We start from the raw sequence: 22,534 nt of genomic DNA on the forward strand, positions 1-22,534 counted from the left end.
TACGTCACCGGATCCCAGTAGGCTCATCGGTCATGCGCAAGTGGATCGCCGTCGCCGTCGTGCTCCTCTCCGTCGCGGGGGTCGCGGCCTTCCTGTGGGCGCGGGGCGGCGCGGACACCCCGCGACCGGCGACCCTCCGGAGCGAGAACAGCACCGCTCACTACGCGCCGATCGCCACCCGCGCCGCCGACCCCGATCCGCTGACCGTCGCCGAGATCTTTCCCGCGGGGGCGGTGACCGCGGGCGGGACCACGCTCACCGGTCAGGGCGCCGAGGCGCTCACCGACTGCGCCGCGGAGGTGTGGGGGAGCGCCGAGGCGGCGGTCGCCGGATGCACCCAGGCGCTGCGGGCCCGTTACACGACCCGGGACGGCCGGGTCTTCGGGCAGTTCGTCATCTTCAACCTGGCCGACGCCGCCGCCTCCGACAGGCTGGTGGCGGCGCTCGGGGCCGGCGGGTTCGTACGGCAGGTCCCCGGCGCCCCCGCCGCCTTCGACGCCTCGCGCAGTTGGGCGCAGGCCCGCGCCCTGGGCCACTACGTCACGGTGAGCTGGGTCGGCCCGGTGGGGACGGGCGACCGGGTGGACCTGACCTATCCGCAGCTCGCGGTGGACGGTCTCAGCCTGGCGATCCAGCGGCGCCTGGTGCGGTGAGGGAGGCCGCCACCGCGGCCGGGAGCTCGCCGAGGCGGTGGGCGGGCAGTTCGAGGACGGTGACGTCGCCGGCCCAGGGGGCGACGGCGGCGACGACCGCCCTGGCCTGCTTCTTGGTGAGATCCCCCCGGACGTCGATGAGCGCCTCACGCCAGGTGTTGGCGAGCTTGCCGTGGGCGTTGTCCAGGATGCGGCGCAGGATCCGGCCCTCGTCGGTCGCGGGGGGCGGGAGCCGTACGGCGTGCACCGTCGCGCCGTCGGAGGTCAGCTCGTAGACGGCGGAGAGCGGTTCGCGGGGGAGCTCCCTGGGCGGGGCGGCCAGGGTGATCTGGACGTGCCGGGCGCGGGTGGCCAGCAGCAGCCGGGGGAGCGCTGCCTCCAGCCCGGCCGGTACGGCCATCGCCACCCGCGCCGGGTCGCCGGCGTGGGGCTTGGCCAGCCAGGTCGACAGGCGGGTCCTCTGCACCCGGGGGAGGAGCTCCTTCGGCCAGTCGCCCACCAGGGTCTCCGGCGTCCCGTCGGGGGCGGAGACGGGGGTGGGTGAGCCGCCGGACTCCACCGCCTGGGGGCCCTGGGTGTAGATGGCCGCACTGAGGCCGTCGATCCGGGCGGCCACGGCCGGCCAGGTCTTGGTGGTGGGGCGCAGGACGTAGAGGTCGGCGGCCGAGCCGATGGCCTCGGCGCCGAGGTAGCGGTTGAAGTCGGGGTAGATGGCCTCGTTGACGAGGTTGAGCTGGGACAGGGCGTGCTGCACCTTCCACGCCAGGGCCGGGGTGCGCTCGCTCGCGCCGTAGGCCAGCAGGATCCGGCCCTGCTCGCGGTCGCGCAGGCCCTCCGCGGCGCGGGCGACGAACAGCCCGACCCCCTCGGGGGTGTAGGGCGGGTCGGTGATCGCCAGGTCGGCCCATGACCGCGCGGACGGCGGCAGACCCAGGCGCAGGTCGGCCCAGCGGGTCCGCACGGGCAGGCCGAGCCGTTCGGCCTGCCCGGCGATGTAGCCGAGGATGCGCTCGTCGATGTCGATCACGGTCACCTCCAGGCCCGGGTGGAGCATGGTGACCGCCAGCGAGGTGAGGTCGTGGTCGCCGACGCAGAGCAGCCGGGCCCCGTCCAGCCAGAACCGGGCGTCGAGCAGCAGCGCCCGCCGGACCACGGTGTCGCCGGTCGCGGCCACGTGGTCCAGCGTGTGGCGGCCGCGGGGCGCTCCGGCGATCAGCTCGTCCATCCGGGCGACCAGGTCGGCGTGTCCGGGCAGCAGATGCGCCACCGGGTCGGCCGGCGCGGCGTCGCGCACCGCGAGGCCGGGCAGCGGCCCGCGGAGCCGGAACCGGTCGCCGGCGCGCTCCAGGTCCATCTCGCGCAGCAGGGTCTCGACGGTCCGCCGTGACGTCGCGGTCTCCCGGACCAGATCGGCCAGTGTCCACCAGCGGCCGTCCCCCAGCGCCGCCAGCACCGCCCTCGGCCGTCTGCCGTCCACGCCCGCCCGTGCGAGGAGTTCCGCGATCGCTTCCATGGGGCCACCCTAGAGCCCTCACCTGGAATGTCGTGCCTCGCTGGGATGTTGGTCAAAGGGGGCATATATGGAGTAAATGGTCACTATGCGGACGGGGTGGGTAGGTTTCCGACAGGGTACGGTAATGTCTATCCACCACGCAGCAGGGCCAACGTCGTCCCTTTGCTTGATCCAAAAAAGCAAGACGACGGGAGGGATTCAATGCCTGCTGCCCACTCCGGCTTTCCCGAGCCCCAGGGCCTCTACCACCCCTCGCACGAGCACGACGCCTGCGGCGTCGCCATGGTCGCCGATGTCGCCGGACGCCGTAGTCACGACATCGTCGTCAAGGCGCTGACGGCACTGCGCAATCTCGATCACCGGGGAGCCCAGGGGAGCGAGCCGGACACCGGGGACGGTGCCGGCATCCTCACCCAGATCCCCGACGCGCTTCTCCGCGCGGAGGCCGGCTTCCCGCTCCCCGAGGCGGGTCGCTACGCGGTCGGGACCGCCTTCCTGCCCGACGCCCCCGGCGGACGCCGGACCGCGGTCCGGATGATCGAGGAGATCGCGGCGGAGGAGGGCCTGACGGTCCTCGGCTGGCGGGACGTCCCGACCGACCCGACGCTCCCCGGGCCGAGCGCCCGCGCGGTGATGCCGTTCTTCCGGCAGCTCTTCGTGGCCTCCCCGAACGGCGAGCGCGGCCTGGAGCTGGACCGGCTGGCCTTCTGCCTGCGCAAGCGGGCCGAGCACGAGGCGGACGTCTACTTCCCCTCGCTGAGCGCCCGGACCATCGTCTACAAGGGCATGCTCACCCCCTCGCAGGTCGAGCCGTTCTTCCCCGACCTGGCCGACGAGCGCTACGAGACCGCGATCTCACTGGTCCACTCGCGTTTCTCCACCAACACCTTTCCCTCGTGGCCGCTGGCGCACCCCTACCGTTACGTCGCCCACAACGGCGAGATCAACACGGTCAGGGGCAACCGCAACTGGATGCGGGCCCGCGAGGCCATGCTGAGGACCGCGGCCCTCCCGGGCGACCTGTCGCGTCTCTTCCCGATCTGCGACCCGGACGGCTCCGACACCGCCTCCTTCGACGAGGCGCTGGAACTGCTCCACCTCGCCGGTCGCGGGCTGCCCCACGCGGTGCTGATGATGATCCCCGAGGCGTGGGAGAACAACACCGAGATGGACCCCGCGCGGCGGGCGTTCTACGAGTTCCACTCCACGCTCATGGAGGCGTGGGACGGCCCCGCCTCGATCACCTTCTCCGACGGCACGCTGGTCGGCGCGGTCCTCGACCGCAACGGCCTGCGCCCCGGCCGGTTCTGGGTCACCGCCGACGGCCTCGTCGTCCTGGCCTCCGAGGCCGGTGTCCTCGACATCGCCCCGGGAGACGTGGTCCGCAAGGGCCGCCTGCAGCCCGGCAGGATGTTCCTGATCGACACCGGGCGCGGCAAGATCATCGAGGATGACGAGATCAAGGCCGAGCTCGCCGCCGAGCTGCCCTACGCCGACTGGCTGCACGCCGGGCTGGTCCGCTTCGAGGAGCTCCCCGCCCGCTCACGCGCGGTCGTGCCGGGGGCGCACGACGTCGAGGGACCGACCCGCGAGGCGCTGATCAGGCGGCAGCAGACCTTCGGCTACACCGAGGAGGAGCTGCGGATCATCCTGTCGCCGATGGCCAGGGCCGGTGCCGAGCCGATCGGCTCCATGGGCACCGACACCCCGGTCGCGGTGCTCAGCGACCGGCCCCGGCTGCTGTTCGACTACTTCAGCCAGCTGTTCGCCCAGGTCACCAACCCGCCGCTGGACGCCATCCGCGAGGAGCTCGTCACCTCACTGGCCAGCACGCTCGGCCCCGAGGGCAACCTGCTCGACCCCGGTCCGGCCTCCTGCCGCCAGCTGGTGCTGCCCTACCCGGTGATCGACAACGAGGAACTCGCCAAGATCATCCACATCAACGACGAGGGCGCGCTGCCGGGCTTCCACCCGCACGTCGTCTCCGGCCTGTACCGGGTCCGGGGCGGCGGCGAGGCGCTGCTGCACCGGCTTGAGGAGATCCGGGCCGAGGTGTCCGAGGCGATCGAGGGCGGGGCGCGGATCATCGTGCTCTCCGACCGCGGCTCCTCGGACGTCCTGGCGCCGATCCCGTCGCTGATGCTCACCGGCGCGGTCCACCACCACCTCATCGCGGAGAAGACCCGCACCCGGGTCGGGCTGGTCATCGAGACCGGCGAGGCCCGCGAGACCCACCACATGGCACTGCTCGTCGGCTACGGCGCGGGCGCGATCAACCCCTACCTCGCCATCGAGACCGCCGAGGACCTGGCCGGCTCCGGCGTGCTGGGCGTCGACCGGCACAGGGCGGTGCGCAACCTCGTCAAGGCGTACGGCAAGGGCGTGCTGAAGGTCATGTCCAAGATGGGGGTCTCCACCGTCGCCTCCTACACCGGTGCGCAGATCTTCGAGGCGCTCGGTCTGGACGACGTCGTCGTCCAGACCTGCTTCGCCGGGACGACCTCCCGGCTGGGCGGTGTCGGCTTCGACGTCCTCGCCAGGGAGGTCGCGCTCCGGCACGGGCGCGCCTACCCGCGAGCCGAGAACGCCCACCGGCGCCTGGAGGTCGGCGGCGAGTACCAGTGGCGCCGCGAGGGCGAGCCGCACCTGTTCAACCCCGAGACCGTCTTCAAGCTCCAGCACGCCACCCGCTCGCGCCGCTACGAGATCTTCAAGGAGTACACCGCCCTGGTGGACTCCCAGGCCGCCAGGCTGATGACGCTGCGCGGCCTGTTCGCCTTCCGGGAGGGTGTCCGCGCGCCGGTCCCGATCGACGAGGTCGAGCCGGTCACCGAGATCGTCAGGCGGTTCTCCACCGGAGCCATGTCCTACGGCTCCATCTCCATGGAGGCGCACGAGACGCTCGCCGTCGCGATGAACCGGCTCGGCGGCAAGTCCAACACCGGCGAGGGCGGCGAGGACCCCGAACGGCTCCACGACCCCGCCCGCCGCTCGGCCATCAAGCAGGTGGCCTCCGGCCGCTTCGGTGTGACGTCGGAGTATCTCGTCAACGCCGACGACCTGCAGATCAAGATGGCCCAGGGCGCCAAGCCCGGTGAGGGCGGTCAGCTCCCCGGCCACAAGGTCTACCCGTGGATCGCCAGGACGAGGCACTCCACGCCGGGGGTCGGCCTCATCTCGCCGCCGCCGCACCACGACATCTACTCCATCGAGGACCTCGCCCAGCTCATCCACGACCTGAAGAACTCCAACCCGGCCGCCCGGGTGCACGTCAAGCTCGTGGCCGAGGTCGGCGTCGGCACGGTCGCCGCCGGCGTGTCCAAGGCCCACGCCGACGTCGTGCTCATCTCCGGCCACGACGGCGGCACCGGCGCCTCCCCGCTGACCTCGCTCAAGCACGCCGGCGCCCCCTGGGAGCTCGGTCTGGCCGAGACTCAGCAGACGCTGCTGCTCAACGGCCTGCGCGACCGGATCGTCGTGCAGGTCGACGGCCAGCTCAAGACCGGCAGGGACGTGGTCGTCGCCGCGCTGCTCGGCGCCGAGGAGTACGGCTTCGCCACCGCCCCGCTGGTGGTCTCCGGCTGCGTGATGATGCGCGTCTGCCACCTGGACACCTGCCCGGTCGGCGTCGCCACCCAGAACCCCGAACTGCGCAGGCGCTTCACCGGCAGGCCGGAGTTCGTGGTGAACTTCTTCGAGTTCATCGCGGAGGAGATCCGCGAGTATCTCGCCGCGCTGGGCTTCCGCAGTCTCCAGGAGGCCGTCGGCCACGCGGAGATGCTGGACACCACCCCGGCCGAGCGGCACTGGAAGGCCGCGGGGCTGGACCTGGCCCCCATCCTGCACCGGCCGGAGCTGCCCGAGGGCACCCCGCTGCACCGGATCAGGGAGCAGGACCACGGGCTGGCCGGGGCGCTGGACCACACCCTGATCCAGCTCGCCGAGGGCGCCCTCGACCACGCCGAGCGGGTCACCCTCGAACTGCCCGTCCGCAACGTCAACCGTACGGTCGGCACCATGCTCGGCTACGAGGTGACCAGGCGGTACGGCGGGGCCGGCCTGCCCGACGACACCATCGACGTCCGGTTCACCGGCTCGGCGGGCAACTCCTTCGGCGCCTTCCTGCCCGGGGGCGTCACTCTGCGCCTGACGGGCGACGCCAACGACTACCTCGGCAAGGGGCTGTCCGGCGGACGGATCACGGTCCAGCCGCACGACGAGGCCCCGCTGGAGGGCCAGATCATCGCCGGCAACGTCGGCCTGTACGGCGCGACCTCCGGTGAGGCGTTCATCCGCGGCGCCGTGGGCGAGCGGTTCTGCGTCCGCAACTCCGGCGCCACCGCCGTGGTCGAGGGCGTCGGAGACCACGGCTGCGAGTACATGACCGGTGGGAAGGCCGTCGTCCTCGGCCCGACCGGCCGCAACTTCGCCGCCGGCATGTCCGGTGGCGTCGCCTACCTGCTCGACCTCGACGTCGCGCGGGTCAACCGGGAGATGGTGGAGATCGAGGAGCTCGACGAGCCCGACTCCGACGCGCTCAGGGAGATCGTCGAGGCGCACCTGACGGAGACCGGCTCCACGGTCGCCAAGGCGCTCCTTACCGACTGGGACCCGGCGCGCTTCCGCAAGATCATGCCGACCGACTACCGGCGGGTGCTCCACGCCGCCGAGACCGCACGGCTTGAGGGCCGCGACGTCGACGAGGCGGTCATGGCCGCCGCGATTCAGGGGTGACGCCGATGTCGGCACAGATCGCGGCGGTCACGACCGGCCGCCCTCACCAGACGCTCCAGGGATAAGGGGGGACACCGATGGCTGACCCGAAGGGCTTCATCACTCACGGGCGCGAGCTGCCGGCCCGCCGCCCGGTGGACGTGCGCATCCGCGACTGGCGGGAGGTCTACGAGGACTTTCCGGCCCCCGCGCTCACCCGGCAGGCCGCGCGCTGCATGGACTGCGGCATCCCGTTCTGCCACAACGGCTGCCCGCTGGGCAACCTCATCCCCGAGTGGAACGACCTGGTTTACCGCGACGACTGGCGGGAGGCCGCCGAACGCCTGCACGCCACCAACAACTTCCCGGAGTTCACCGGCCGTCTCTGCCCCGCGCCCTGCGAGGCGGCGTGCGTGCTCGGCATCAACTCCGACCCGGTGGCGATCAAGCGGGTCGAGGTCGAGATCATCGACCGCGCCTTCGCCGAGGGCTGGGTCGTCCCCCGGCCCCCGGCGGAGAGGACCGGCAGGCGGGTCGCGGTCGTCGGTTCGGGTCCGGCGGGTCTGGCCGCCGCCCAGCAGCTCACCAGGGCCGGGCACGACGTGGTGGTCTTCGAACGCGCCGACCGCGTCGGCGGCCTGCTCCGCTACGGCATCCCCGAGTTCAAGATGGAGAAGCGGCACGTCGACCGCAGGCTCGCGCAGATGCGGGCCGAGGGCACCGAGTTCCGCACCGGGGTCGACGTCGGCGTCGACGTCACCGCGACCAGGCTCCGCGAGGAGTTCGACGCGGTCGTCCTGGCGGGCGGCGCGACCCGGTGGCGGGACCTGCCCGTCGCCGGGCGCGACCTGAGGGGCGTCCACCAGGCGATGGAGTATCTCCCGCCGTCCAACCGGGTCCAGGAGGGCGACCACCCCGTCTCGCCGATCAACGCCGAGGGCAGGCACGTCGTGGTGATCGGCGGCGGCGACACCGGTGCCGACTGCGTCGGCACCGCGATCCGCCAGGGGGCCGCCTCGGTCACCCAGCTGGAGATCATGCCCCGGCCCCCGGCCGAGCGGCCGGAGGGGCAGCCCTGGCCCACGTTCCCCATGCTGTTCAAGACGGAGAGCGCCCACGAGGAGCTGGACGACGCCGGGGGCGGCCGCGTCTACGCGGTCTCCACCGTCGAGTTCGTCGGGGACGCCGAGGGCAACGTCCGGGCCCTGCGCCTGGTCGAGGTCGAGGGGCCGGCGGCCGGATTCCGCCCGATTCCCGGCACCGAGCGGGAGATCCCCGCCGAGTTGGTCACCCTGTCGATGGGCTTCGTCGGCCCGGAGCGGGGCGGGCTGCTGGAGGAGCTGGCCTCGGTCGCCGAGGGGGAGTTCTTCGACGCGCGGGGCAACGTCGCCCGGGACGGGAACTACCTGTCCTCGGTGGACGGTGTCTTCGTCGCCGGTGACATGGGGCGCGGTCAGTCGTTGATCGTCTGGGCGATCGCCGAGGGCCGCTCGGCGGCGTCGGCCGTCGACCGCTACCTCACCGGCCGGACGGCCCTGCCGGTGGCGATCCCGCCGACCGCCCGCCCCCTCGTCTGACACCGCCCGACGCCTCCTGACGTCGCCGGGACACCGCCCGGCACCGTCCGCCGCCCGGCGCGCCCGAGACCGCCGGTCATCCGCTGGAGACGCGCCGGAGACGCCGGCCGTTCTCCGGCGGGTCTCCCCGGCCTGATGTCCGGCCGATTCATCCGGTACGGCCCCTGCCCGCTGTACCGGATAAATCGGTTTAAACAATGATCAGGTTGCTTTAACGGTTACATGGCTGAAAGATGAGGTTTTTGGGCGGGACAGCATGGAGGGTTGATGAGTCGCTGGCGCGGACGCCTGGCGGGGGCGGCGGCGGTGGCCGTCCTGATCGGGGGGCTCACCCCCGCGGGGGCGGCGGCCGGAGGCGGCGCGTTCCGCGATTATCTGGTCTTCTACGCCGACGGCGCCCGGACCCGGGCCATCGCCGCCATCGAGGCGGGCGGCGGCACGGCGCTGTCCACCGAGGCCAAGCTCGGCTACATCGTCGCCAGCGGCCCCGGCACCCGTTTCACCGAGACCCTGGCGGACAGCGACGCCGTCGCCGGCGTCTCCTCCGACCGCAGGATCGGCTCCGCCACCGCGGTCCCCACGACGCCCGCCACCGGCGTGCACGCGGCCACCCGGGTGAACGCCTCGGACATCCGTACGGTCACCCTGGCCGGTGACGAGCCGCTGGCCGGGCGGCAGTGGGACATGAAGATGATCGGCGCCACCTCCGGCGGCTCCCACGCCACCGCCCCGGGCAGCGGGCAGGTGCTGGTGGGGGTCATCGACACCGGCGTCGACGGGAGACACCCCGACATCGCGCCGAACTTCAACCGATCGCTCAGCCGCAACTTCGTGACCGACCGCCCCAAGGACCCCAACGGCAGGGAACTCGACGGCCCCTGTGAGTTCAAGGGCTGCAAGGACCCCGCCGACTGGGACGACGACGGCCACGGCACCCACGTGGCCGGCACCATCGCCTCGCCCGTCAACGGCCTGGGCGTCGCGGGCGTCGCCCCCGGGGTGTCCCTGGTGAACCTGCGCGCCGGCCAGGACTCCGGCCTGTTCTTCCTCAAACCCAGCCTCGACGCGCTCACCTACGCCGCCGACATCGGGGTCGACGTGGTCAACATGAGCTACTACATCGACCCGTGGCTGTTCAACTGCACGGCCAACCCGCGCGACTCCAAGGCCGACCAGCTCGAACAGCGCGGCGTCATCACCGGCATGCAGCGCGCCCTGGACTACGCCCGCGAGCACGGCGTCACCCTCGTCAGCGCCATCGGCAACGGCTCCACCGACCTCGGCAGGCCGAAGACCGACCTCAAGAGCCCCGACTACCCCGTCGACGCCGAGCGCCCCCGCAGGATCGACAACTCCTGTCTCAACGTCCCGGCCGAGTCCAAAGGCGTCATCTCGGTCTCCGCCCTCGGCCCCGGCAAGCGCAAGGCCTACTACTCCGACTACGGTGTCGAGCAGACCGATCTGTCGGCCCCCGGCGGCGACGAGTACGGCGGTGCCGGCGACCCCGACATCGCCAGGACCATCCTGGCCGCGGCCCCCGAGCACGTGCTCCGCGCCAGGGGCCTGATCGGCGCCGACGGCGCCCCCAGGAGCGACTCGGTGGTCCGCGACTGCCGCGACGGCACCTGCGCGTACTACCAGTATCTGGCCGGCACCTCCATGGCGGCCCCGCACGTCACCGGCGTCGCCGCCATCCTCGTCAGCCGTTTCGGCAGGCCGGGCAGGGGCGGCCTGACCATGCCCCCCGCCGACGTCGAGCGCCTGCTCTACGCCACCGCGACCCCCAGGGCCTGCCCCACCCCGCGCAAGCACGTCTACCGTCAGTCGCGGCGGGAGGTCGTCCACACCTGCGAGGGGTCCAAGGCCCGTAACGGCTTCTACGGCCGGGGCGTCGTCAACGCCGCCAAGGCCGCCACCGTCACCCGGTGACCCTCCGGCCGCGCCGCGCGCCGGAGCGGGGAGAAGCACCTGTTCGCGCCCCGGCCCGACGGCGTGATGTCGCCGAGTTTTTCCTCTCCGCTACGGTCAACGTAACGAGCGAGTGGTCTGTACCAATTAGGGTGGGACCCGTGACTCGTCGCGCTAAAATCGTCTGCACCCTCGGACCCGCCACCTCATCCCCGGAACGACTCCGCGAGCTCATCGCCGCGGGCATGGACGTGGCTCGTTTCAACCTCAGCCACGGCAGCCTGGAGCTGCACAGAGAGGTCTACGACAGGGTGAGGGAGGTCGCCGCCGAGCTCGGCCGCGGCGTGGGCGTGCTCGCGGACCTCCAGGGTCCCAAGATCCGGGTCGGCACGTTCGAGGAGGGGCCCGTCCGCCTCGGCTTCGGCGACGTCTTCACCGTCACCACCGAGGACGTCCCCGGAGACCGCGAGCAGGTCTCCACCACCTACCTCGGCCTGCACAAGGACGTCCGCCCCGGCGACAGCATCCTCGTCGACGACGGCCGCGTCCACCTGGAGGTCACCCGCGTCGACGGCCCCCGGGTCGTCACCCGCGTGATCATCGGCGGCATGATCTCCGACAACAAGGGCCTCAACCTGCCCGGCGTCAACGTCAGCGCCCCCGCCCTCACCGACAAGGACGAGACCGACCTCCGCTGGGCCCTGCGCACCGGGTTCGACCTCATCGCGCTCTCCTTCGTCCGCCGCCCGTCCGACGCCGACGTGGTGCGCAACATCATGGAGCAGGAGGCCGTCCGTCTCCCGCTGCTCGCCAAGATCGAGAAGCCGCAGGCCGTCGAGCGCCTCCCCGAGATCATCGAGGCCTTCGACGGCATCATGGTCGCCCGAGGCGACCTCGGTGTCGAACTCCCCCTCGAAGAGGTGCCGATCGTGCAGAGGCGGGCCATCGAGCTCTGCCGGGAGAAGGCCCGCCCGGTCATCGTCGCCACCCAGATGCTCGACTCGATGATCTCCGCGCCCCGCCCCACCCGGGCGGAGGCCTCCGACGTCGCCTACGCCGTCATGGACGGCGCCGACGCCGTCATGCTCTCCGGTGAGACCTCGGTCGGCAGCTACCCCGTCGACGCCGTCCAGACCATGAGCCGCATCGCCTGCACGGCCGAGAAGACCTCGCTCCAGGCCACCCACAGCCTCGACCGGCTGCCGGAGACCACCGGCGGCGCCATCGCCCGAGCCGCCGCCGAGGTCGGCGCCATCGTCGGGGCCAAGGCGCTCGTCGCCTTCACCATGTCCGGCGAGACCGCCCGCCGCCTGGCCCGCTACCGCTCGCCGATCCCGCTGCTGGCCTTCACCTCCTCACCCCACGTCCGCAACCAGCTCGCGCTCACCTGGGGGGTGGAGACCTTCGAGGTGCCGTTCGTGCACCACACCGACGACATGGTCCGCCAGGTGGAGGCCTCGCTGCTGGCCCACGCCCGCCTGGAGAAGGGCGACAAGGTGGTCATCGTCGCCGGGTCCCCTCCCGGCACCGCCGGTTCCACCAACGCCCTGCGGGTCCACACCATCGGCGCGGCCGTCGCCCACCCCGCCTGACCCGCTCCCTCGGCGTACGGCCGGCGCCCTGCTGCCGGCCGTACCTGTCCCCGGGGGCCTTCCGCGCTCTACGGCGCGTACTCCCAGGTCTGCAGGGACAGCGTGCGGCCCTTCTCCTCCGCCGGGATCGGCGGGGCGTCCGTCAGGTGGTATCCCGCGGCTCGCGCCACCGCCGCACTCGCCGCGTTGCCCGCCTCGATCTCCAGCAGCAGCCGCCCGATCCCCACCGTGCCGAGCGCGAAGTCGGTCATCACCCGCACCGCCCGCGAGGCCAGTCCCCGGCCCCGGTACGCGACCCCCACGCTGTACCCGATCTCCGCCACCTCCAGGCCGGTCCCGCTCCGCATCAGCAGCACCTCGCCCATCGGCTCCAGGCCGTCCACGGTGATCGCCAACTGGACGCGCTCCCCGGCCGCCCGCCGCTCGCGGGCCCTCTTGAGGTAGACCCGCGCGGCCTCCAGGTCGAACGGGGAGATCAGGGGCGTCCAGTAGGCCACCTCCGGGTCGTCGAACAGGCCCACCATCGCGGTCAGGTCGCCGTCGTCCCACTCCCGTAACACCAGGCCGTGCCCGTCCAGCCGGAGCTCACCGGCGACGACGTCAGAAGTCATGGTTGCCTCTCGTTCGAAGGATCCGGAAGGGGCCCGGCCTCGCGACCGCCCGGTCCCCGCCCCGCGGGCGTGTCGCCCGCACCCCTCAGTATTTCGGCCCGGCGGGCTCGGTCGTCCGGCGACCCGGATCTTTCGCGTCGGGCGGGGGTGGCATGTTCTTCGACGAACGGTGACGCCGTCGACACGGAGAGCCTCAAGGGGATAACGCAGAACCGCCCGGTCCAGGTGGACCGGGCGGTTTCCCTGTGCCCCGGGTGGGATTCGAACCCACACTGTGCGCTGTTTGAGAGCGCCCTCTCTGCCGTTGGAGTACCGAGGCGTTTTCCATTCGAACGGGGTGACCGCCCAAACGGGGCGACCGCGGCGTGCGGCCTCGCGGTGAACCACCGACGTGGTCCTAATCTAGCGGACATCTGTACTCTCTTGCTCGTGAGTACGCAGCGGCGAGTGGTGATCGCGGAAGACGAGGCGCTGATCCGTCTTGACCTCAAGGAGATGCTGGAAGAGGAGGGATACGCCGTCGTCGGGGAGGCCGGCGACGGGGAGACCGCGGTCGGGCTGGCCTCGGAGCACCGGCCGGATCTGGTCATCCTGGACGTGAAGATGCCCGTCCTGGACGGGATCTCGGCCGCCGAGCAGATCGTGTCACGGCGGATCGCGCCGTGCCTGATCCTCACCGCGTTCTCGCAGCGTGATCTGGTGGAGCGGGCGCGGGACGCCGGGGCGATGGCGTATCTGGTGAAGCCTTTCACCAAGTCGGATCTGGTGCCCGCCATCGAGATGGCGGTGAGCAGGCACGAGGAGATCGCGGCGCTGGAGCGGGAGGTCGGGACGCTCTCCGAGCGGCTGGAGACGCGCAAGCTGGTGGAGCGGGCCAAGGGACTGCTGATGGCGGAGCACGGGTGGAGCGAGCCACAGGCGTTCCGGTGGATCCAGAAGGCGTCGATGGACCGCAGGCTGAGCATGCGTCAGGTGGCCCAGATCGTGGTGGACGGAGTGTCCGGCACGGCCGGGGCCGGGGAGGGCTGACCGGGGGCGGCCGCCGGGGCTCGCTCCGCCCCGCGACAGGAAACTTTCCTGCGCGTTTGACCCGCGCGGCGTCTCCTCCAGGGCTGCCGCGTGGGGTTTCCAGGCGGTCGGCATGATCCATGTGAGGGTTGCGGCACTGCCGGTGACCATGACTTTTATATCTTATAGCTGAAAAGAATCGGTGTAATAACGAAGCAGTAACGGTGGCCTGTCCTGTATCGACCCGTGACATGCGCTGGTTGTACTAACCGACACAACCCCCTGGCCACTCCGCCAGGGAGGGCATCTGTGAACTCGGCCCCTATGAGGAGCCGGGTGAAAGGAAGGCAACCTTGCGGCCTAAGACTGCTCGCCTCGGCGGAGCGCTTGCTGCCGGCGTGGCGCTCTCCCTTGCTCTCGCCGCGTGTGGCGGGGGCGACACCGGGACCAAGGCGGAGGGCGGCGACGGGGCCGCTGCCCCGTCCACCCTGAAGATCGGTTTTATCGGCGACCTCAGCGGTGAGAACGCGGCGATCGTCATCCCTCCGAGGAACGGCGCGCAGCTCGCGATCGACGAGTACAACGCCACCAACCCCAAGGTGAAGGTGGAGCTGGTTCCGCTCGACTCGAAGGCCGATCCAAGCGCCGCGTCGAACCTTGCGAAGACCGCTATCCAGGACAAGATGGTGGGCATTATCGGGCCGGCGTTCTCCGGTGAGTCGCAGCAGGTGCAACCGATCCTGGAGGAGGCGAAGATCCCGAGCATCTCGGCCTCCGCCACCCGGACCGCGCTGGCCGACGCGGGGATGAAGTACTGGCACCGGGTCGTCGCCAACGACGACGTCCAGGGGCCGGCCGCCGCCGGTTTCGTGGCGCGGGTCATCGCCCCGAAGAAGGCGTTCGTCATCGACGACAAGTCGGCGTACGGCCAAGGTCTCGCCCAGGCCGTGACGGCGGCGCTGAAGGGCAAGAGCGAGGTTCAGTCCGACTCCTTCGAGTCCAGCGCGACCGACTTCTCCTCCACGGTCAACAAGGTCGCCGCGTTCAATCCGGACTTCATCTTCTTCGGCGGCTACTACGCCCAGGGCGGTCCGCTGATCAAGCAGCTCCGGGACAAGGGCGTCAAGGCCCGGGTCATGTCCGCCGACGGCTCGCTGCACAGCAAGCTGATCGAGGGGGCCGGCACCGCGCAGGCCGAGGGCACGCTGCTCTCCTGCCCCTGCAAGATCGCCTACGCCTGGGCGGACGCCGACGCCAACTCCAAGAAGTTCAGCGAGACCTTCAAGACGAAGTTCTCCGGTCAGCTTCCCGAGATCTACGCCACCGAGGGCTACGACGCGGCCACCGCGTTCCTGAAGGCCATCGGCGCGGGCAAGGTCACGCCCGAGGACATCAACACCTACCTCACCACGGCCGACTTCGACGGCCTCGGCAAGCACATCAAGTTCACCGAGAAGGGTGAGATCGCCGACGCCAGCGTCTACATCTATCAGGTGAAGGACGGCAAGATCGTTTCCGTCGGTGACGCCAAGGACGCGACCCTCAACTAGTCCGTCCTGGATCTGACGGTCATCGTGTAGCGCGAGGAGCGGGAGCGCCACGGCGTTTCCGCTTCTCGCGCGAGCAGGGGCCGCTCCTCCCTCCTGAAAGCGACGAACGTGTTCGAAAACTTCCATAACCTGGTTACCCAGTTCTGGCCCCAGACGATCGACGGCCTCATAAAGGGCTCGATCTATGGCCTGGTCGCCCTCGGCTACACCATGGTCTACGGCGTCCTGCGGCTGATCAACTTCGCACACTCCGAGATCTTCATGATCGGCACGATGGCCTCGCTCGCCGTGCTGACGGGCCTCGGCGTCGTCGCCCCGGCTACCGGCCTCGGCCTCGTCGGGCTGCTCATCCTGATGGCGGTCGTCTCCATGGCCGCCTCCGGCGGCGCCGCCGTGCTCCTGGAGCAGATCGCCTACCGGCCGCTCCGCAAACGAGGCTCCTCCCGGCTCGCCGCGCTGATCTCCGCGATCGGCGCCTCGCTCTTCCTCAGCGAGTTCTTCGCGCTGGTGGTCATCCCCTGGCTGTTCGACCGGCCGGGGCAGGGCAAGAACATCATCGGGGTCAAGCGTTTCCTGGCGCGCGACGAGGCGATCTCGATCGGTGACGTCGTGATCCGCAACGACCAGCTGCTGGTCTTCCTGGCGGCCGTGATAATGATGGTCCTGCTGGACCTGCTGGTGAACAGGACGAAGATGGGGCGCGGTATCCGCGCGACCGCCCAGGACCCGCAGACCGCGGTGCTGATGGGTGTGAACATCGACCGGATCGTCCGCCTGACCTTCCTGGTGGGCGGGGCGATGGCCGGCGTCGCCGGCATGCTCTACCTGCTGGAGTACGAGGTCACCAAGTTCAACGTGGGCTTCCTGCTCGGCATCAAGGCGTTCACGGCGGCCGTGCTCGGCGGCATCGGAAACATCCGCGGCGCGCTGCTCGGCGGATTCGTGCTGGGCCTGGTCGAGAACTACGGCGCCGCCTTCTTCGGGACGGCCTGGCTCGACGTGGTGGCCTTCGTCATCCTGGTCCTGGTGCTCCTGTTCCGCCCGACCGGCATCCTCGGTGAATCCCTTCAGGTGGCACGCGCATGAACAAGTTCCGACAGACCGTTTCCAGCCCTTTCGAGGGAGCGCGCGACTGGTGGCACGGGGCTCGGGGATGGCAGCGCGCGATCGTCTACGTGCTGCTGCTCCTCTTCGCCCTCTCGCTGCCCTCACTGCCGGTCGCGAGCTTCATGTCCCCGTACGTCGAGTGGCAGAGCCTGCTGTTCTTCCCGATCGGCGTCTACGTCCTGCTGGCGCTCGGCCTCAACATCGTGGTCGGTCAGGCGGGCCTGCTCGACCTGGGTTTCGTCGCGTTCTACGCGATCGGCGCCTACTTCCTGGCCTACCTGGGCACCCAGTCCTCGTGGAACTTCTGGGTGATCCTGCCGATCGCGGTGCTGATGGCCGCGGTGTCGGGGATCATCCTGGGCGCCCCGACGCTGCGCCTGCGCGGCGACTACCTGGCGATCGTGACGCTGGGATTCGGCGAGATCGTCCGTATCACGGCGATAAACACCGAGGCGATCGGCGGCACCAACGGCATCGCCGGCATCCCGCACCCGCCGAGCATCGAGGGCGTGTATCTCTTCGGTGAGGAGATCTTCAAGTACGGCCTGCTCGCCTCCAAGCCCTACTACTACCTGCTCGTGCTGCTCTGCGCGGTAGTGATCATCCTGTCCGTCCGATGGAACCGGAGCCGGGTGGGCCGCGCCTGGGCGGCGATCCGGGAGGACGAGGACGCCGCCGAGGTGATGGGTGTCCCGACCTACAAGTTCAAGCTGCTCGCGTTCGCGATCGGCGCGTCGATCGGCGGCGCCACCGGTGTGTTCTGGGCGGGCAAGACCGTCTCGATCGTGCCGCAGGACTTCCCGTTCATGCTGTCGGCGACGATCCTGGCGGCGGTGGTGCTCGGCGGCTCGGGCAACATCCCCGGCGTCATGCTGGGCGCGTTCATGGTGGCCTGGCTGCCGGAGCGGTTCCGGGGTTTCCAGGACTACCGCATCATGATCTTCGGTGCGGTGCTGGTCGCCATGATGGTCTTCCGGCCGGAGGGCCTGCTGCCGTCCAGGCAGCGTAAGGCCGAGCTGAAAGAGGGAACCGGCGGTATGGGCAGCCTGGGCGCCGAGGTCGGCGGCCCGGACAGCGTCGATGCCGCGGAGGTGGCGAAGTGAGTGAGGCCAGGGAACTCCTCAGCCTGGACAAGGTGCTCATGCGGTTCGGCGGTGTGACCGCGCTGCGTGAGGTGGAACTGAACGTGCGGGAAGGGGAGATCTTCGCGCTGATCGGGCCGAACGGCGCGGGCAAGACCACCGTGTTCAACGTGATCACCGGGGTCTACCGGCCGACGAGCGGTCAGGTCCGTTTCGACGGTGACCGGATCGACGGCATGAAGCGCTTCAAGATCACCAAGCGCGGTGTCGCCAGAACCTTCCAGAACATCCGGCTGTTCCACAACATGTCGGCGCTGGAGAACGTGCTGGTGGGCGCCGACGCGCACCACAGGGCCGGACTGTTCAGCTCGGGCTTCGGCCTGCCGCTGCACCGGCGCGAGGAGCGTGAGGGCCGCGAGCTCGCCGAGCGGCTGCTGGACTTCGTCGGCATCTCCGGCCGTTCCGGGGAGACCGCCAAGAACCTCCCCTACGGTGACCAGCGCCGGCTGGAGATCGCCCGGGCGCTGGCGACCAACCCCAAGCTCCTGCTGCTCGACGAGCCGGCCGCCGGCATGAACCCCAACGAGAAGGTCGAGCTGCAGGGCCTGATCCGCAGGATCCGGGACGCCGGCCGTACCGTCCTGCTGATCGAGCACGACATGAGCCTGGTCATGGGCATCAGCGACCGGGTCGCGGTGGTCGACTTCGGACAGAAGATCGCCGAGGGGCTCCCCGCCGACGTCCAGCGCAATCCGAAGGTCATCGAGGCGTACTTGGGAGTCCCCGCAGATGCTTCTTGAGGTCAAGGACATCAACGTCCACTACGGAAAGATCCAGGCGCTCAAGGGCGTCTCCCTGGAGGTCGACGAGGGGGAGATCGTCACGCTGATCGGCGCCAACGGCGCGGGCAAGACGACGACGCTGCGGACGATCTCCGGGCTGCGCGGCCTGACGTCCGGCTCGATCACCTTCGACGGCAGGGACATCAGCAAGATGGCGGGCCACCGGCGGGTGATCGCCGGAATCGGCCAGTCTCCCGAGGGACGCGGCGTCTTCCCCGGCATGTCCGTGCACGAGAACCTGCTCATGGGCGCGTACACCCGCAAGGGCGACCTGGGCGCGGACCTCGACGAGGTGTACGGGTTGTTCCCGCGTCTCGCCGAGCGCAGGACGCAGATGGGCGGCACCATGTCGGGCGGTGAGCAGCAGATGGTCGCCATCGGGCGGGCACTGATGAGCCGGCCCAAGGTTCTGCTGCTGGACGAGCCGTCGATGGGCCTGGCACCGATGTTGGTCGCGCAGATCTTCTCGATCATCCAGGAGATCAACCGGCGCGGCACGACCGTGCTGCTGATCGAGCAGAACGCCTCCCAGGCGCTGCAGATCGCGAACCGGGCCTACGTCCTGGAGACCGGCAGGATCATCAAGAACGCCGCGGCGGCGGACCTGCTGAACGATCCCGCGGTCCAGGCCGCCTACCTGGGTGCGGGGCTCGAACACTGAGCCCGGTGAGGTTCGGGCGCCGAGTGTGGTGAGGGAGGGGGCCGGTCCGCCGGCCCCTTCCCGTCGTCTCCACGGGGAGAGCGGCGGCGCTCACCGGGAGGTCGGCGGCAGCGGGACGTCCATCCGCAGGGCTCCGGTCTCGATGCCGCCGATGGAGGTGGTGTTCTTGCCGGTGAGGCGGATCGCCTTGATCGAGGCGTCCTTGGGAATGTCGTAGAACAGATCCATCTCCAGCACGTTGCCCGCGCCCATGGAGATCTTGAAGTCCTGGCGTTTGATGTTCATCGCGTTGGCGTTGACCTTGTGGACCCGGTCGTCGGCGGTGATCAGGAACTGACCGGCCGTGTCGAACTCCTGGCGGTCGCGGTCGGTGTTCTGGATCTGGACCCTGACGGAGACGTACTGGCCGTCGGCGGGCCACTCGGCGTGGGTGCCCACCACGCAGCACATGCCGGTGCGCAGTCCGATCGGGGTGATCCTGAGCTTGCCGACCGAGGTGGCCACGGGTCTGAGCGGGATCTCGAAGTCGCGCACGGGGCGGGACACCAGGACGTACGGGGGCGGAGCCGTCGCCTCGGGGGAGGCGCGCGGCGCGGCGGTGCCCGTGCAGCCGCTCAGCAGGGTGCCGGCGAACAGGAGGCCGGTGAACAGAACCAGGGGGGCGCGCACATCGGGCAACGTAACCGAGGAGGGGACGGAGTTCAATGCCGGTCCCGTCTCCCGGCGGTTCCGCCGGGCAGGGCGGGTGCGGTGGAATGTGGTGGCGGGCGGGTGCGAGGGTTTCCGGTGGGTATCGCGGACCCCACTGGACGGCGACGACAGGGTATGTTGGCGACAGCACCCCCTTTGACGTGCAAATATAGACTAATTTCCGCGTTTCGGAACTCGCTCCAGCCGATGCCGGGTCGGGTCGGCCCGATCGGGGCCGGGGTGTCGACCGTCCGATGGGGGGAGAGGTCACGATCTGCGCCGACGCACGGTGCTGACCCGACGGTACCGAAAGTGTTTGTTGTCCGAATTGTGTCGTAGTGGTGATCTGCATAGTCATGCAGGTGGGGCAGCATTGCCAGCATTGCGGTGTCTGCCCAGAATGCGACATTGATCATAAGGAGGCCTTGTGGGCCTGAGTTCTGTTTCCCGCCGGGTACTCGCGGTGGGCGCGGTGATCGTCGCCGGCACGCTCGGCCTGTCGGCCTGTGGCGACGGCGGCGACACCAATGCCGGCACGAGTGGCGGTGCCTCCTCGAACGCCCCCGCGGCGGCGAGCGGCCCCAAGGTGGTTCACCCGGGCAAGCTGACCACCTGCACGAACCTTCCGTATGAGCCCTTCCAGTTCAAGCAGGGCGACAAGGTCGTCGGCTTCGACGTGGACATCGTCGACCTGGCGGCCAAGAAGCTCGGGCTGACGCAGGAGATCGTCGACATCGACTTCGCCGTCATCAAGAGCGGCGCGGCGATGGCCGCGGGCAAGTGCGACGTGGCCGCGGCGGGCATGACCATCACGCCCGAGCGTCAGGCGAACATCGACTTCTCGGTGCCCTATTTCGACGCCACCCAGGCGCTGCTGGGGAAGAAGGGGCTCGGCGTCAAGACGCTCGACGAGGTCAAGGCCAAGAACCTGCGGGTCGGTGCCCAGGCGTCGACCACGGGCCTGGAGTTCGCCAAGAAGAACGGCCTCAACCCCAAGGAGTTCGCCGACTCCCCCAAGGAGCTCCTCGGCCTGCAGTCCAACCAGGTGGACGTGATCATCCAGGACCTGCCCGTGGTGCTGACCTGGCTCAAGAAGCCCGAGATCGCGGACAAGTTCGAGCTGTTCGCCAGCCTGGACACCGGTGAGCAGTACGGCGTCGGCCTGAAGAAGGGCGCCGACCCGGTGCTGCTCAAGGCCGTGAACGACGCGATCACGACGGCCAAGTCCGACGGCACCTACGAGCAGATCTTCGTCAAGTGGTTCGGCAAGAAGCCCGGCGAGCTCGGCTGATCCATGACCGACAAGTCAACGGCGGCTGAGCCGTCCGCTCCCGCCGGGGCTCCCCCCGGCGGGACCGGGCTCAGCCCGCGTCAGAAGCAGCGGATCAGCCGGACCCTCCAGTACGTCGTGCTGGTGGCCGTCGTCGTCTTCCTCCTCCTGCGCATCGAGTGGGGGAGTCTCGCCGCGAACTTCGCCAAGCCGGAGGTCGCGGCGGAGACCTGGCCGGACGTGTTCACGGTCGCGCTGAAGAACACGATCATCTACTCGGTGGGCGGCTTCGTGTTCGCCTTCCTGTTCGGCCTGCTCTTCGCCCTGATGCGGCTGTCGTCGGTGGCGCCGTACCGGTGGATCTCGATCGCCTACATCGAGATCTTCCGGGGCCTGCCCGCGCTGCTCATCTTCCTGCTCATCCTGTTCCTGCCGCTGGCCCTGCCCGGCTTCGAGGTGCCGGGCGGCACCTACGGCCAGGGCATCCTCGGCCTGACCATCGTGGGATCGGCCTACATGGCCGAGACGCTCCGCGCCGGACTGCAGGCGGTCCCCAAGGGGCAGATGGAGGCGGCGCGCTCGCTGGGCATGTCGCACACCCGGGCCATGGTCACCATCGTCATCCCGCAGGCCGTCCGCATCGTCATCCCTCCGACGACCAACCAGTTCGTGTCCCTGCTCAAGGACTCGTCGCTGGTGCTGTTCCTCGGCGTGACCGGCGACTACGTCGAGCTCACCAAGTTCGGCAACGACCTGGCCTCCACGTACGCCAACGCCACGCCGATCCTCGTCGTCGGCGTGACCTATCTGCTCGTCACGATCCCGCTCGGTTACCTCGCGAACCGGCTGGAGAAGCGTCAGGGGAAGGGGCGGTGATGGTGAGCCCGGCGAGCCCGGTGACCCACGCGGTCGAGATCCGGGATCTGCACAAGAGCTTCGGCCCGCTTGAGGTGCTCAAGGGGATCGACTTCGCGGTCGACCCGGGCCAGGTGGTCTGCGTCATCGGCCCCTCGGGCTCCGGCAAGTCCACACTGCTGCGCTGCGTGAACCTGCTGGAGCAGCCCACCTCGGGCAAGGTGATCCTGGAGGGCGTGGAGCTGACCCACCGCGACGTGGACATCGACGCGGCCCGCCGCCGCGTCGGCATGGTCTTCCAGCAGTTCAACCTGTTCCCGCACATGACCGTGCTGCAGAACGTGATGATCGCCCAGCAGCGGGTCCTGAAGCGCGGCAGGAGGGAGGCCGAGAGGGTCGCCAGGGAGAACCTGGAGAAGGTCGACGTCGCCATCAAGTGCGACGAGTACCCCGGCCAGCTCTCCGGCGGCCAGCAGCAGCGGGTGGCCATCGCCAGGGCGCTGGCGATGAGCCCGGCGCTGATGCTGTTCGACGAGCCCACCTCGGCGCTGGACCCGGAGCTGGTCGGCGACGTGCTCGCGGTCATGCGCAAGCTGGCCGAGGAGGGGATGACCATGCTCGTGGTCACCCACGAGATGGCGTTCGCCCGGGACGTGGCCGACCGGGTGGTCTTCATGGACGGCGGCGTGATCGTGGAGGACGGTCCGGCGGCCCAGGTGATCGGGGCTCCGCAGCACGAGCGGACCAGGTCCTTCCTGCGCCGGGTGCTGGATCCCACGCACACCGACGTCTGAGCCCCCACCCGAGGCCCGCTCCGGGGTACGGCCCGCGCCACGCCGGCGCGGGCCGTACCGCGCGGTGGGGCGGATCCGGGGCCGGAGCGGCCGCGAGCCCGGGGGAGA

The 22,534-nt window shown here is 70.2% G+C and carries 17 protein-coding genes and 1 tRNA gene; 14 read left to right on the forward strand and 4 right to left on the reverse strand.

Translation table 11 applies throughout. The features are described from left to right. Positions 1–32: 32 nt before the first annotated feature. A complete protein-coding gene (locus ACWEF2_RS09740; protein WP_453813605.1) occupies positions 33–653 on the forward strand; it encodes a hypothetical protein in 621 nt (206 codons plus the stop codon). Here the strand turns inward: ACWEF2_RS09740 and ACWEF2_RS09745 are convergent. Further along, positions 619–2,166, reverse strand: coding sequence for a bis-aminopropyl spermidine synthase family protein (locus ACWEF2_RS09745; RefSeq protein WP_453813607.1), 1,548 nt, complete (start codon positions 2,164–2,166; stop codon positions 619–621). The genes ACWEF2_RS09740 and ACWEF2_RS09745 overlap by 35 nt on opposite strands. 201 nt (positions 2,167–2,367) lie before the next feature. Here ACWEF2_RS09745 and gltB point away from each other — a divergent pair, with 201 nt between their 5' ends. The 4 genes from gltB to pyk all read left to right on the forward strand — a co-directional run bounded on the left by gltB (position 2,368) and on the right by pyk (position 11,956). Then, positions 2,368–6,900, forward strand: a complete 4,533-nt coding sequence (gene gltB / locus ACWEF2_RS09750) for a glutamate synthase large subunit (protein ID WP_453813609.1) — start codon at positions 2,368–2,370, stop codon at positions 6,898–6,900. 77 nt (positions 6,901–6,977) lie between these two features. Then, the gene (locus ACWEF2_RS09755; protein ID WP_453813611.1) at positions 6,978–8,456 is read left to right on the forward strand and encodes a glutamate synthase subunit beta; all 1,479 of its coding nucleotides are present in this window, start codon (positions 6,978–6,980) and stop codon (positions 8,454–8,456) included. 267 nt (positions 8,457–8,723) lie between these two features. Then, entirely contained in the window at positions 8,724–10,385 is a 1,662-nt protein-coding gene (locus ACWEF2_RS09760; RefSeq protein ID WP_453813613.1) for a S8 family peptidase, read from the forward strand. Between the two features lie 140 nt (positions 10,386–10,525). Continuing rightward, positions 10,526–11,956 carry a pyruvate kinase gene (gene pyk / locus ACWEF2_RS09765; RefSeq protein WP_453813614.1) on the forward strand — a complete coding sequence of 477 codons (1,431 nt, stop codon included), beginning with the start codon at positions 10,526–10,528 and terminating at the stop codon, positions 11,954–11,956. Positions 11,957–12,024: 68 nt separating this feature from the next. On the opposite strand, the gene ACWEF2_RS09770 is transcribed toward pyk, so the two are convergent. Next, positions 12,025–12,567 carry a GNAT family N-acetyltransferase gene (locus ACWEF2_RS09770; protein ID WP_453813616.1) on the reverse strand — a complete coding sequence of 181 codons (543 nt, stop codon included), beginning with the start codon at positions 12,565–12,567 and terminating at the stop codon, positions 12,025–12,027. A 246-nt stretch (positions 12,568–12,813) separates the two neighbouring features. Continuing rightward, a tRNA-Leu gene (locus ACWEF2_RS09775) sits at positions 12,814–12,886 on the reverse strand. A 128-nt stretch (positions 12,887–13,014) separates the two neighbouring features. On the opposite strand from ACWEF2_RS09775, the gene ACWEF2_RS09780 reads away from it, so the two are divergent. The 6 genes from ACWEF2_RS09780 to ACWEF2_RS09805 all read left to right on the forward strand — a co-directional run bounded on the left by ACWEF2_RS09780 (position 13,015) and on the right by ACWEF2_RS09805 (position 18,817). Beyond that, the gene (locus tag ACWEF2_RS09780; protein WP_453813618.1) at positions 13,015–13,596 is read left to right on the forward strand and encodes an ANTAR domain-containing response regulator; all 582 of its coding nucleotides are present in this window, start codon (positions 13,015–13,017) and stop codon (positions 13,594–13,596) included. Between the two features lie 332 nt (positions 13,597–13,928). Further along, entirely contained in the window at positions 13,929–15,125 is a 1,197-nt protein-coding gene (locus ACWEF2_RS09785; protein ID WP_355590318.1) for a branched-chain amino acid ABC transporter substrate-binding protein, read from the forward strand. Between the two features lie 108 nt (positions 15,126–15,233). Then, positions 15,234–16,211: a branched-chain amino acid ABC transporter permease gene (locus tag ACWEF2_RS09790; RefSeq protein WP_355590321.1), complete on the forward strand. Its 978-nt coding sequence runs from the start codon at positions 15,234–15,236 to the stop codon at positions 16,209–16,211. Continuing rightward, the gene (locus ACWEF2_RS09795; protein ID WP_453813621.1) at positions 16,208–17,335 is read left to right on the forward strand and encodes a branched-chain amino acid ABC transporter permease; all 1,128 of its coding nucleotides are present in this window, start codon (positions 16,208–16,210) and stop codon (positions 17,333–17,335) included. Before ACWEF2_RS09790 ends, ACWEF2_RS09795 begins: the two co-directional genes overlap by 4 nt. Before the next feature lie 38 nt (positions 17,336–17,373). After that, a complete protein-coding gene (locus ACWEF2_RS09800; protein WP_355590571.1) occupies positions 17,374–18,114 on the forward strand; it encodes an ABC transporter ATP-binding protein in 741 nt (246 codons plus the stop codon). Then, entirely contained in the window at positions 18,104–18,817 is a 714-nt protein-coding gene (locus ACWEF2_RS09805) for an ABC transporter ATP-binding protein (RefSeq protein WP_453813623.1), read from the forward strand. Before ACWEF2_RS09800 ends, ACWEF2_RS09805 begins: the two co-directional genes overlap by 11 nt. A gap of 90 nt (positions 18,818–18,907) precedes the next feature. Here the strand turns inward: ACWEF2_RS09805 and ACWEF2_RS09810 are convergent, their stop codons facing one another. Continuing rightward, a complete protein-coding gene (locus ACWEF2_RS09810; protein WP_453813625.1) occupies positions 18,908–19,486 on the reverse strand; it encodes a DUF4352 domain-containing protein in 579 nt (192 codons plus the stop codon). A gap of 448 nt (positions 19,487–19,934) precedes the next feature. Here ACWEF2_RS09810 and ACWEF2_RS09815 point away from each other — a divergent pair, with 448 nt between their 5' ends. From ACWEF2_RS09815 to ACWEF2_RS09825, 3 genes are read left to right on the forward strand one after another with little or no spacing between them, the layout of a single operon-like run. Next, a complete protein-coding gene (locus tag ACWEF2_RS09815) occupies positions 19,935–20,798 on the forward strand; it encodes an ABC transporter substrate-binding protein (RefSeq protein WP_453813627.1) in 864 nt (287 codons plus the stop codon). 3 nt (positions 20,799–20,801) lie between these two features. Beyond that, the gene (locus tag ACWEF2_RS09820; protein WP_453813629.1) at positions 20,802–21,653 is read left to right on the forward strand and encodes an amino acid ABC transporter permease; all 852 of its coding nucleotides are present in this window, start codon (positions 20,802–20,804) and stop codon (positions 21,651–21,653) included. Continuing rightward, positions 21,653–22,426 (forward strand): amino acid ABC transporter ATP-binding protein, encoded by a 774-nt coding sequence (locus tag ACWEF2_RS09825; protein WP_453813630.1) that lies wholly within the window; start codon positions 21,653–21,655, stop codon positions 22,424–22,426. Before ACWEF2_RS09820 ends, ACWEF2_RS09825 begins: the two co-directional genes overlap by 1 nt. Positions 22,427–22,534: the final 108 nt, after the last annotated feature.

Source organism: Streptosporangium sp. NPDC004631, assembly GCF_053601935.1.

What these genes read in the sequence shown, in the direction of transcription:
- ACWEF2_RS09740 (WP_453813605.1), top strand. Translation starts at nt 33, where the DNA reads ATGCGCAAGTGGATCGCCGTCGCCGTCGTGCTCCTCTCCGTCGCGGGG.
- ACWEF2_RS09745 (WP_453813607.1), bottom strand. Translation starts at nt 2,166, where the DNA reads ATGGAAGCGATCGCGGAACTCCTCGCACGGGCGGGCGTGGACGGCAGA.
- gltB (WP_453813609.1), top strand. Translation starts at nt 2,368, where the DNA reads ATGCCTGCTGCCCACTCCGGCTTTCCCGAGCCCCAGGGCCTCTACCAC.
- ACWEF2_RS09755 (WP_453813611.1), top strand. Translation starts at nt 6,978, where the DNA reads ATGGCTGACCCGAAGGGCTTCATCACTCACGGGCGCGAGCTGCCGGCC.
- ACWEF2_RS09760 (WP_453813613.1), top strand. Translation starts at nt 8,724, where the DNA reads ATGAGTCGCTGGCGCGGACGCCTGGCGGGGGCGGCGGCGGTGGCCGTC.
- ACWEF2_RS09770 (WP_453813616.1), bottom strand. Translation starts at nt 12,567, where the DNA reads ATGACTTCTGACGTCGTCGCCGGTGAGCTCCGGCTGGACGGGCACGGC.
- ACWEF2_RS09795 (WP_453813621.1), top strand. Translation starts at nt 16,208, where the DNA reads ATGAACAAGTTCCGACAGACCGTTTCCAGCCCTTTCGAGGGAGCGCGC.
- ACWEF2_RS09800 (WP_355590571.1), top strand. Translation starts at nt 17,374, where the DNA reads ATGCGGTTCGGCGGTGTGACCGCGCTGCGTGAGGTGGAACTGAACGTG.
- ACWEF2_RS09805 (WP_453813623.1), top strand. Translation starts at nt 18,104, where the DNA reads ATGCTTCTTGAGGTCAAGGACATCAACGTCCACTACGGAAAGATCCAG.
- ACWEF2_RS09820 (WP_453813629.1), top strand. Translation starts at nt 20,802, where the DNA reads ATGACCGACAAGTCAACGGCGGCTGAGCCGTCCGCTCCCGCCGGGGCT.
- ACWEF2_RS09825 (WP_453813630.1), top strand. Translation starts at nt 21,653, where the DNA reads ATGGTGAGCCCGGCGAGCCCGGTGACCCACGCGGTCGAGATCCGGGAT.